Source organism: Immundisolibacter sp. (assembly GCF_028696615.1).
Taxonomy (GTDB): domain Bacteria; phylum Pseudomonadota; class Gammaproteobacteria; order Immundisolibacterales; family Immundisolibacteraceae; genus Immundisolibacter.
In genome coordinates this window covers 1-11,112 of the sequence record NZ_JAQVGQ010000073.1, presented here as the reverse complement: position 1 = coordinate 11,112, position 11,112 = coordinate 1, and the positions used below count along the sequence as shown (strand labels likewise).

The 11,112-nt window shown below is 70.0% G+C and carries 7 protein-coding genes; 4 read left to right on the top strand and 3 right to left on the bottom strand.

The genetic code is table 11. The features are described from left to right. The first annotated feature begins 28 nt into the window (after positions 1–28). The 3 genes from PHC73_RS06655 (at position 29) to sulP (ending at position 5,941) form a co-directional block, all read left to right on the top strand. Positions 29–2,638, top strand: coding sequence for a helicase-related protein (locus PHC73_RS06655; RefSeq protein WP_300125968.1), 2,610 nt, complete (start codon positions 29–31; stop codon positions 2,636–2,638). Between the two features lie 407 nt (positions 2,639–3,045). Beyond that, complete coding sequence (locus tag PHC73_RS06650) at positions 3,046–4,029, top strand: IS110 family transposase (protein WP_300125965.1); 984 nt, start codon at positions 3,046–3,048, stop codon at positions 4,027–4,029. 208 nt (positions 4,030–4,237) lie between these two features. Further along, positions 4,238–5,941 carry a SulP family inorganic anion transporter gene (sulP, locus tag PHC73_RS06645; protein ID WP_300125964.1) on the top strand — a complete coding sequence of 568 codons (1,704 nt, stop codon included), beginning with the start codon at positions 4,238–4,240 and terminating at the stop codon, positions 5,939–5,941. Positions 5,942–5,954: 13 nt separating this feature from the next. Here sulP and PHC73_RS06640 read toward each other — a convergent pair whose 3' ends face one another. After that, a complete protein-coding gene (locus PHC73_RS06640; RefSeq protein ID WP_300125962.1) occupies positions 5,955–8,618 on the bottom strand; it encodes an AMP-binding protein in 2,664 nt (887 codons plus the stop codon). A 67-nt stretch (positions 8,619–8,685) separates the two neighbouring features. Between PHC73_RS06640 and PHC73_RS06635 the strand changes: the two genes are divergently transcribed. Then, positions 8,686–9,585, top strand: coding sequence for a patatin-like phospholipase family protein (locus PHC73_RS06635; protein WP_300125959.1), 900 nt, complete (start codon positions 8,686–8,688; stop codon positions 9,583–9,585). A 112-nt stretch (positions 9,586–9,697) separates the two neighbouring features. On the opposite strand, the gene PHC73_RS06630 is transcribed toward PHC73_RS06635, so the two are convergent. Both PHC73_RS06630 and PHC73_RS06625 read right to left on the bottom strand, forming a co-directional pair. Further along, positions 9,698–10,807 carry a 5-(carboxyamino)imidazole ribonucleotide synthase gene (locus PHC73_RS06630; protein WP_300125971.1) on the bottom strand — a complete coding sequence of 370 codons (1,110 nt, stop codon included), beginning with the start codon at positions 10,805–10,807 and terminating at the stop codon, positions 9,698–9,700. Beyond that, on the bottom strand, positions 10,807–11,112 hold a 306-nt coding region (locus tag PHC73_RS06625), incomplete at its 5' end, for an AIR carboxylase family protein (RefSeq protein ID WP_300125958.1). The genes PHC73_RS06625 and PHC73_RS06630, both read right to left, overlap by 1 nt.

The following is an 11,112-nucleotide window of genomic DNA, read 5'->3' as shown; positions in this document are numbered from 1 at the left end:
AGCCGGCGTCGAGGGTTGGAACCGCGCCGTGGACAACCTCACCCTCGAAGGCGTCGACAAGCGCATCATCGAGCGTTTCCTCCGCGACGTGCAGGCGGATCGCGACCTCTTCGAGGAACTCGAACGGGTTTGCGAACTCTTCCCGCGCCGCCGGGACACCTATCCCGCAGAAATGACACAGCCCCGCAACAGCCTGGTCGCCCGGCTCCGCGCCAAGCTGTCGCATGCCTGCGTGGACGCGCTGCAACCCGACCTCATCATCATGGACGAGTTCCAGCGGTTCCGGGAACTGCTGCATGGCGACAGCGACGCGGCGATCCTCGCGCGCGAACTGTTCGACTACTCAGAAGGTGACGGGCACGCCGCCCGCACCCTGCTGCTCTCCGCCACACCCTACCGGATGCTCACGCTCGCCGGCGACGAGCCCGACGAAGGCGACCACTATCAGGACTTCCTTGAGACCGTAAGTTTCCTTTACGGCCCGGAAAAAGGACCGCAGGTGGCAGCCGCGCTGGCGCGTGAAATGCGCGCCTTCCGTGGCCTCCTGCACGCCCTGCCGCAGTCACATGCCCCAGCGGTCGAGACCCGCCAGACCATCGAACGGCGCCTGCGCCGTGTGATCGCCCGAACCGAGCGGGTCGCATCCACGGTCGAGCGCGACTCCATGATGAGCGAGCCCCCCATTACGGTCTCGATCGCGCCCGCCGACCTCGCGCAGGCATTCGCCGTTTCTCAGCTGGCGCGCACGCTCGGTGCGCCGGAGATCATCGAATACTGGAAGTCTTCGCCCTATCTGCTCAACTTCATGCGCCACTACAGCCTGAAGCGGCTGCTGGAAGACCAGGTCGATGCGCCTTCGGCCGTGCTCCGCACCGCAATCCAGGCAGCTCGACCGACCATGCTTGATCGTGACGCCATCGACGCCTATGCGCCGCTAGACCCGGCTAACGGCCGCATGCGCGCGATCATGGACGACAGCTTCGGCCAGCACCTGGAACAGAACCTCTGGATACCCGCCGCCATGCCCTATTACGGCGAGGCACGAGCCGGGGCGCCGCTGACCAAGGCGCTGATATTTTCGTCCTGGTCCATGGTGCCCGATGCGATCGCAGCCCTGCTGTCCTACGAAGCCGAACGGCGCATGGGCGTCGGCGAATCCGGCCGGCGCTATTTCGAGCAGCATCGCCTGCGTCCCTTGCAGTTTCGGCAGGATCACGGCCGGCTCTCGGGTCTGCGCGCGCTGCTGCTGATCTATCCCTCGCCGACGCTGGCCGAGCTGGCCGATCCGCTGGCGGTGTTCAGCGACAAGGCGGCCGCCTTGTCGCTGGAGGGAATGCGCTCCGCTGTGGGCGACCGCCTCAAACCCGCCCTCGGCGCTTTGAAGGAAGGCGCGGTGTCGCATCAGGATGCGCACAGCTCCGAGTGGGCCGCCCCAGCCGTGATCGATGACCTGCTGGGCGCGCGATCCCGCGCCTGGCTGGAAGCACCCCACGGCATGCGCGCCCTGGCGAGCGAAGACGCCTTCCACGATCATGTCGCCGAACTGGCGGCAGCGGTGAAGACGCACAACATCGGCGCTTTGTCCGACGATCTTTCGGACCTGCTGGTTGACGTCGCGCTCGGCAGTCCGGCCGTCTGCGCGCTTCGCGCCCTCAAGCGGATCGCGCCCGAGCTGGCCTGGGATGACCCGCGCTTGCTCAGCGCCGCCGCTGAAGTCGCCTGGTCGTTCCGGGCGCTGTTCAATCAGCATGACGCGATCGCCTTGCTGCGACGGGATACCGACGATCACTACTGGCGCCGCGTGCTGGCCTATTGTGCCCAGCTCAACCTACAGGCCGTCCTGGACGAATACGCACATTACCTCGTCGATGCCGAAGGTCTCGGCGCCCGCCCAGCCGAAGACCGCGCAATCGGTGTCGCTCGCGCCATGGCCCGGGCCTTGGCGATCCGCCCATCGCAAATCGACGTCGATGATGTACAGGTCGATGGAGAGTCCCTCGCCATCAGCAAGTTCCAGATGCGCGGACGCTTCGCGATGCGGCTCGCCGACTACAAGGACGAAGACGGGGCCGTCGCGCGGCTCGGAGGCGTGCGTGACGCCTTCAACTCACCGTTCCGGCCGTTCGTTCTCGCCACCACGTCGGTCGGCCAGGAAGGGCTGGACTTCCATCCCTATTGCTATCGCGTCTATCACTGGAACTTGCCGGGCAACCCGGTGGACCTCGAACAGCGCGAAGGCCGCGTCCACCGCTTCAAGGGTCATGCCGTGCGACTCAATCTGGCCGAACGCCAGGCTGCTGTCGTCAGGGGCCGCGGTCAGGCTCCTGACGATCCATGGAAGCTCATGTTCGAACATGCGCGCTCGGAAGCGACTGTCGATACCGATCTGATCCCTTATTGGATATATGAAGGTTCCGTGCGGGTCGAACGGCGTGTGCCGATGTTGCCTTTCAGTCGAGAGGTCGCGCAACTCGCATGGCTGAAACGCAGCCTGACAATCTATCGCATGGCATTCGGTCAACCCAGACAGGATGATCTACTGGACTATTTGCAAAGGCTCATCAGTAGTGGCATGGATCCATCTTTACTCGCTCCACTACAAATCCGGCTTGAACCGGCTAATAGGGCGGACAGTTAAGGAGGCGCTGATTTATTCAGCGTTTTCCGTCCGGGGCAGGATGCCCCGGCCTGAATCAAGGGCGTAAGCCATTGATTCAGGGAGCGTCGCGCGGGCGTGTACCGCGCGACGGCGAGCTGAAAAATTCCAGGGAGGGAATTTTTCAGCATTTTCTTAGGGAAGCGCTTACGTCTTGACGCCCCCCCTTCCCCTGGGGGAGCGTACTGCGGCTGATCCCCGCAGCGATGGCCGGGCAGGCTGAGGAAGCGCTGAGGTCTTTGAACCTGTGAATCAGATGAGCCGCCCGCCATCCCCCTGATCGTCAGTTCGAACAGTATCCGAGGCGGTGGCCGTTGGCCTGAGCCTGTACACGTAAGGTGGAACGGATCGGGTAAGGGGTTGGTGTGAAGCGTTTGCGGAGCAGGAGTATGAGCGAACTGCACAATCCGTCGATCTGGCTGGGCGTGGATGTGTCGAAGAAGAAATTCGACGTGTTCGTCGAGCGCCCCGACGGGCGCGGCAAGAGCAAGGTGTTTGCGAACGATGCCGGCGGGTTTGCGGCGCTGCTGGCCTGGGGCCGGGCGCAGGGGCTCGACTGGGCGCAGTGCGGGGTGTGCCTGGAGGCGACCGGCCCGTACGGCACGGCGCTGGCGCGGGCGCTGCACGAGGCCGGGGTGGTGGTCGCCATCGAGAACCCGGCGCGCATCCAGGCGTTTGCGCGCACGCTCGGGGTGCGGGCAAAGACCGACCGGATCGATGCGCGGCTGATCGCCCGCTACGCGCGCCAGCATGCGCCGCGCCGCTGGACGCCGCCGAGCCCGCAGCAGGCGCGCCTGCAGGCGCTGGTCAGCCGCCTGGACGATTTGATCGTGATGCACACGATGGAGCGGGCGCGTGCCGAGCAGGTGCACGGCGAGGCCCTGCGCTCGGTGCACACCATTCTCGCCGCCCTGCAAGACGAGATGACGCGCCTGCGCGAGGCGATCCAAGAGCACATCGACCGTGATCCGGATCAGCGCCGCCAAGCGCGGTTGCTGCAGAGCATTCCGGGCATCGGCCCGGACACCGTCAGCCGTGTGCTGGCCTACCTGGGCGATGTGGAACGCTTCGAGAACGCCGGCCAGATCGTGGCCTACAGCGGCATCAACCCGCGCGTGCACCAGTCCGGGCAACGGACCGGCGCCCGCCCGATCAGCAAACAGGGCTCGAGCGCCCTGCGCAAGGCCCTGTACATGCCGGCCCTGGTGGCCAAGCGACACAACCCGGTGCTGCGCGCGTTTTGTGAGCGTTTGGCGGCCAGGGGCAAACACCCCAAGCAGGTGCTGGTGGCCGCCATGCGCAAACTCCTGCACCTCATCTGGGGCGTGCTCAAATCCGGACGCCCCTTCGACCCCGCCATGGGCTTGCCGTGACCGGGGCGAAGACAGTATCTGAATAATCCAGCGTTTCCCGTCCGGGGCAGGATGCCCCGGTATGAATCGAGGGCGCAAGCCCTTGATTCATGGAGCGTCGCGCGGGCGTGTACCGCGCGACGGCGAGCGGAAAAATTCCATGGACGGAATTTTTCCGCAGTTTCGTAGCGATGCCGAACGCGTTCGCAAACCCGGATTTCCCAACACCATGAAACGCTGGACGCATTGGCTGCCTGGACTGCAGACGCTGCGCCACTATCGGACCACCTGGCTCAAGCACGACCTCACGGCAGGTCTGGTACTGGCGGCGATGTTGGTGCCGGTCGGCATCGCCTATGCGGTGGCCTCGGGCGTGCCGGGCATCCACGGTCTGTACGCCACCGTCGTGGCGCTGCTGGTATACGCGCTGTTCGGCCCCAGCCGCATTCTGGTGCTGGGCCCGGATTCCTCGCTGGCGCCGGTGATTCTGGCGGTGGTGCTGCCGCTGTCCGGCGGCGATGCCGCGCGCGCCGTGGCCATCGCCGGCATGTTGGCGGTGGTGGCCGGGCTGCTGTGCATCCTGATCGGCGTGCTGCGTCTGGGTTTCGTCACCGAGCTGCTGTCCAAGCCGATCCGCTACGGCTACATGAACGGCATCGCGCTGACCGTGCTGATCGAGCAGTTGCCGGCGCTGTTCGGCTTGTCGATCGATGGCCACGGGCCGCTGCGCGGGCTCGTGCAGCTCTCGCGCGCGGTTGCGGACGGCCAAGCCAACTGGACCGCCTTTGCCGTGGGTGCGGGCACGCTGGCCGCCATCGCGCTGCTCAAGCGCTTCACGCGCCTGCCGGGGCTGCTGATCGCCGTGGCGGGCGCCACGGTCGCGGTCGGTGTGTTGGGCCTCGACGCGCATGCTGGTGTCGCGGTGCTCGGCCCGCTGCCGCACGGCCTGCCGAGCTTCGCCCTGCCGCGGGTCGACGTGGACGACCTGCGGGCGATCCTCGTCGGCGGCGCCGCCGCGGCGCTGGTGGCGTTTGCCGACACCAGCGTGCTGTCGCGCACTTACGCGGCGAAAACCGGCAGCGCGGTGGACCCCAACCAGGAGATGATCGGCCTGGGCGCCGCCAACCTGTGCGCCGGGCTGTTCCAGGGGTTTCCGGTCAGCAGTAGCTCGTCGCGCACGCCGGTGGCCGAGACCGCGGGCGCGCGCACGCAGCTCACCGGCGTGGTCGGCGCGCTGGCGGTCGCTTTGCTGCTGGTGCTGGCGCCGGGCCTGCTGCGGCACCTGCCGCACGGCGCGCTGGCGGCGGTGGTGATCGTGTCGGCGCTGGGGCTGTTCGAGTGGCGGGATCTGTGGCGCATCTTTCGCATCCAGCGCTGGGAGTTCTGGCTGTCGATGGCGTGCTTTGCCGGTGTGGCGGTGCTGGGAGTGATCGAGGGCATTGGCCTTGCGGTGCTGATCGCGGTCGCCGAGTTTCTGTGGGACGGCTGGCGTCCCTACCACGCCGTGCTGGGCCGCGTGGACGGCATCCGCGGCTATCACGATATCCGCCGTTATCCGAACGCGCGGCTGGTGCCCGGTCTGGTGCTGTTCCGCTGGGACGCGCCGCTGTTCTTTGCCAACGCCGAGCTGTTCCGCCAGCGCGTGCTGGAGGCGATCGCCCAGTCACCGACGCCGGTGCGGCGCGTGGTGGTGGCCGCCGAGCCGGTCACCAGCATCGATGTGACCTCGGCCGACGTGCTGGTCGAGCTGGCCGAGGCGCTGCGCGAGTCCGGCATCGAACTGCACTTCGCGGAAATGAAGGACCCGGTCAAGGACAAGCTCAAGCGCTTCGAGCTGTTCGGGCGCCTGGGCGGCGAGGCGGTCTTTCATCCCACCGTCGGCGCCGCCGTGGACGCCTACCTGCAAGACCACGCCGTGGACTGGCAGCCGTGACAGGAATGCCCTGTCAACCTTGCTGCGCCGTCTCGCACGCGCGGATCAGCTCGAGCATGGCTTCGCGCAGCGCATGGGTGGCGCGTTCGTGCGGCGGCCCGGCGCCGCCGCTGGCCAGCAGCCGGCTGGCCGCGATCGGCGTGCCGAAATGCACGCCGAGGCGCGCCGGCCGCGGCCAGCGCCGGTGCACCGGCCAGGCGCGGTAGCTGCCCTCGATGTACACCGGCAGCACCGGCACGTCGGTGTGCTCCAGCAGCAGGCCGATGCCGGGCCGAAACGGCCCGAGCGCGCCGCTGCGCGAGCGGGCGCCTTCCGGGAACCATACCAGCGCGTTGCCAGCACGCAGTGCGGCAAGCCCGAGTGCCAGGCTAGACAGCGGACGGCGGTCGGGGTCCATCGGCAACACCCGCGCCAGGCGCGACACCAGCCGCATCGCTGGATTGGCCAGCATAATGCCGCTCCAGCCGGCCCAGCACAGCGAGCCGAGTGCCCGCCGGCCGAGCGCCGCCGCCAGCGCCGGGGCGTCCAGATAGCTGGCGTGGTTCGGCGCCAGCAGGAAGGCGCCCTTGGCCGGCAACCGCTCGCGCCCGGTCACGTGCAGACGAAACACCAGCCGCATCAACAGCCAGTCGAGCGCCCACAGCAGCGCGCGCAGCGGCCACAGCCCGCGCGGCAGTGGCTCGAGCCAGCGCCGCTGCTCGGCGTCGAGCGCCGCCCGCGGGTCGTCCAGCAGCCTCGCCGGCGGCGCCGTGCCGGCGAGGCTGACCTCGCGCAGCAGATCGCGCACGGTGGCAATGCGGGCGATGGCGTCCTCGGACAACTGCGCGCCGCAGCGCGCCGCGATGTCCATGCCGACGTTCAACCAGGCCAGCGAGTCCAGACCCAGATCGAGCTGCAGGTGGCTGTCGGGTGTCAGCGCGCGGTCGGGGTAGCGTTCGGCAAGGTATTCCCACACCGCCCGCGCCCGCGGATCGCGCAGCAGCGCCTCGTCGGCGGCGGCCAGCGGCGCCGGGACGGCCTCGCCGGCGAGCGCCGCGCGCGCCTGCCGGTAGCGCTGCGCCAGCAGGTGCCGGCGCAGCTTGCCGAGCGCCGTGCGCTCGAGCGGTTGGCGGGTAACGGCGAACTCGACCACGCGCTGGTAGCTCGGCAGGCGCTGCGACTGCTCCGCCAGCGCCGCGCGCAGCCGCGCCAGCGTCTGCGCCGGGTCGTCTGCGGGCAGCTGCGGCGCCGGCACCAGCAACGCCACCAGTTTACGATCCACCTGCAGCACCGCCGCCTCGGCGATCAGCGGGTGCGCCTGGTTGACCGCCTCCACCTCCTCCGGCTGGATGTTCTTGCCGCTCTCGGTGACGATCAGCGTCGAGGCACGACCCAGCACTTCGAGACAGCCGTCGGCATCGAACCGGCCCAGATCGCCGGTGCGAAACCAGCCGTCGGCGGTGAACGCCTGTCGGTTTGCCTCGGGCGGGCCGAAATAACCGGCGAACACGCCGGGGCCGCGCACCTCGATCTCGCCCGCCCCTTGCGGCAGGTCCTCGTCGCCGGCCTGGGGCGGCGCCAGACGCAGCAGGGTGCCCGGCACGGCGCGCCCGGCGCTGCCCGGCCGGCACTGTCCCGGCAGGCGCAGCGTCAGCAGCGGCGAGGTTTCGGTGAGCCCGTAGCCGACCGCCACCTGCCAGCCGAGCGCGGCGAGCGCAACGTCGAGATCGGCCTCCAGCGCCGCCCCGCCACAGGCCAGCAGGCGCAGGTCCGGCGCCAATTGCCGGTGCAGCGGCGCCAGCAGCCGGCGCGCCGCGCCGGGCCCGAAGCGCGGCGCCAAACGCCGCGCCAGCGCCCGCAAGCCGCGCATCAGGCGCGCAGACAGCGGCGGCAGCGCCGCCAGGCGTGCGTCGATGCCCTCCAGCAGCGCTCGGTACAGACGCGGCACGCCGATCAGCACGCTCGCCTGGCCGTCGCGCAGCGCCTGCATGATCTGCGCGCCGGTGGTGGCGCCCGGCAGCAGCAGCGTGAGCCCGGCCGCCAGCGGCAGCAGCAGCCCGATCACGAACGGATAAACGTGGTGCATGGGCAGCGGCAGCAGCACCCGATCGCCCGGCCGGGCCAGCTCGAGCGCCGCCACCGTGCGCAGCTGGTACAGCAGGTTGGCGTGACTGAGCGGCACGCCCTTGGGCGCGCCGGTGGTGCCGGAGGTGTAGAACATCACCGCCGGCGCGGCCGGATCGATGACCGCCGGCGCAGGGCTCGTCGATGCGCCGTGGTCCGCCCCGAGCAGCGAGTCGATCAGCAGCAGCGGCGACACGCCACCGGCGCAGCGGGGCGCCTGGGCGGCGTCGGTCAGCACCAATGCCGGCGCGGCATCGGCGAGCGCGTGCTGCAATGCCTCGTCGCCGGCGTGGGCATCGAGCGGCAGCAGCACGCCGCCGGCGCGCAGCACCGCCAATGCCGCCAGCGCCCACGGCAAACCGCTGTCGGCCAGCAGCAGCACCCGAGCGCCAGGCACGACGCCGTGCGCGGCGAGCCTGGCCGCCGCCGCATCGAGCCGCCGGGCCAGCGCGGCGTAGCTCAGCGCCTGCTCGCCGCCGGCGGCAAACCAGCGCACCGCCGGCGCCTCGCCGAAGCGGCCAAGCCCCTGCACCAGCGCGACCAGGTCCGCCGCGGGGACGATATCGATGCTCACCTGACCCTCCTGCTCAGCTGCCGGCGCGTACCATACACCGCCCCATCGCCCGCATCGGAGGCTCACCGTGACCACACCGCGCATCGGCATCGCGCTGGGCAGCGGTGCCGCGCGTGGCTGGGCGCACATCGGGGTGCTGAAGGCGCTGGCGGCGGCCGGCCTCGAGGTGGCGGTGGTCTGTGGCAGCTCGATCGGCGCGGTGGTCGGCGCCGCCTGCGCCGCCGGCCGCCTGCCGGAACTCGAGGCCTTCGCGCGTGGCCTGACCTGGCGCGCCATCCTCGGCCAGCTGGACCTGCGCGTGGCAGGCGGCGGTCTGATCGCCGGCGAGCGCGTCACGCGCACGCTGGTCGACCTGATCGGCCACCCGGCCATCGAATCGCTCGCCCTGCACTACGGCGCGGTGGCCACGGAGCTGGGCAGCGGCCGCGAGGTGTGGCTGCGCGAGGGGGATCTGGGCACCGCCATCCGCGCCTCGATGGCGCTGCCGGGGCTGTTCGCGCCGGTGCCCGTGGACGGCCAGTGGCTGCTCGACGGCGGCCTGGTGAACCCGGTGCCGGTGTCACTGTGCCGGGCCATGGGCGCGGAGCTGGTGCTGGCGGTGAACCTCAACGGCGGCATCGCGGGGCGGCGCCGGCCGGTCACCCTGTCCGTTGCCGACAGTGAGTCCGAAAGCCGCGGTCTGGGTGCGCTGCTGCGCGGCAGTGCCGGCAACCTGCTGGCGCAGTGGCTCGGCGGCGGCCAGGCACAGCCGAGTTATTTCGACGTGCTGATCGGTGCCGTCAACATCATGCAGGACCAAATCACCCGCACGCGCCTGACCGGCGATCCGCCGGACATCCTGGTGCAGCCACGCCTGGCGCAGATCGGCGTGATGGAGTTCAACCGCGCCGACGAGGCCATCGCCGCCGGCGAGCTGGCCATGCAGGCGCTACTGCCGGCCTTGCAGCAGTTGCTGAACGAAGGCTGAAATTCCGACGCCGGTTCAGAGTACGTGAAGCAATGCGCGTCCTGCGCATTGCTTGCGTCGCCCGTGCGGTACACGCCCGGCCGGCCTGAGCGCTTAAAAAATTCACAAGCCCTCAGCCGACGATGCCGTCGGCCCAGGCCTGCGCCTGATCCAGATCGTCCGTCAGCACCAGCACGTGGCCGAGTTTGCGCCCCGGCCGCGGCGCCTTGCCGTACAGGTGCAGCCGCGCGCCGGGATGAGCCAGGATGGGCGCCAGCGGCGGCGCGCCGTCGGCCCACAGATCACCCAGCAGGTTCAGCATCAGTGCCGGTTTGGCTTGCGTCACCTCTCCCAGCGGCAGGCCGCAGATGGCGCGCAGGTGCTGCTCGAACTGCGAGGTGACGCAGCCACCGAAGGTGTAATGCCCCGAATTGTGCGTGCGCGGGGCGATTTCGTTTACCAGCAGCTCGCCGTCGGGCAGCAGGAACATCTCGACCGCCATCACGCCGACATGGCCGAGCGCTTCCGCCACCGCGGCGCCGAGCTCGCGCGCCCGCTGCGCGACGGCCGGCGCCACCCGCGCCGGGGCGCGCGTGATGTGCAGCACGTGGCGGCGGTGCTCGTTCTCGGCCACCGGGTAGACGGCGATGTCGCCGTCGCCGCCACGGGCGAGGATCACCGAGATTTCCCGCTCGAAACCCACCCAGGCTTCCAGCACCGCCGGCGCCGACGCGATCGCCGCCCAGGCGTCGGCCGCCTCACTGACCGCGCCGATGCGCACCTGCCCTTTGCCGTCGTAGCCCTCGGTGCGCGTCTTGAGCACCGCCGGGCATCCGAGGGCCGCCAGCGCGCGTTCGAGCCCCGGCAGGTCATCCACCTGCGCCCAGGCGGTCTGCGGCAAGCCGTGGCGGGCCAGGAATTGCCGCTGGCGCAGGCGGTCCTGCACGGTGGCCAGCAGCGCGGAGTTGGGATGCACCTCGCGCACCGTCTCGAGCTGCGCCAGCACCGCGGCTGGCACGTGCTCGGTCTCGATGGTGAGCACGTCACATTGGGCGGCGAGCTGCAACGCGGCATCCACGTCGTCCAGGCGCGCCCGCGTCAGCTCGGCAAACGGCGCCGCGCAGGCATCAGGATCGGGATCGAGCGCCCGCACGCGATAGCCCATGCGCCGCGCCTCCATGGCCAGCATGCGCCCGAGCTGGCCGCCGCCCAGCACCCCGATGGTGGACCCCGGCAGACGCATCACGGCAGCTGGCTGTCGGCCAACACGGCGGCGGTCTGGCGGGCGCGGTAATCGTCCAGGCGCGCCGCCAGCGCGGCGTCCGTGGTCGCCAGGATGGCCGCCGCCAGCAGCGCCGCATTCACCGCCCCGGCCTCACCGATGGCCAGCGTGCCGACCGGCACACCGCGCGGCATCTGCACGATGGACAGCAGCGAATCGACGCCCTGCAGCGTGCGTGACAACACCGGCACCCCCAGCACCGGCAGGCGCGTCTTGGCTGCCGTCATGCCCGGCAGGTGGGCCGCCCCGCCGGCGCCGGCGATGAT

Coding starts and splice junctions, on each gene's coding strand:
- PHC73_RS06650 (WP_300125965.1), top strand. CDS start 3,046: ATGAGCGAACTGCACAATCCGTCGATCTGGCTGGGCGTGGATGTGTCG.
- sulP (WP_300125964.1), top strand. CDS start 4,238: ATGAAACGCTGGACGCATTGGCTGCCTGGACTGCAGACGCTGCGCCAC.
- PHC73_RS06630 (WP_300125971.1), bottom strand. CDS start 10,807: ATGCGTCTGCCGGGGTCCACCATCGGGGTGCTGGGCGGCGGCCAGCTC.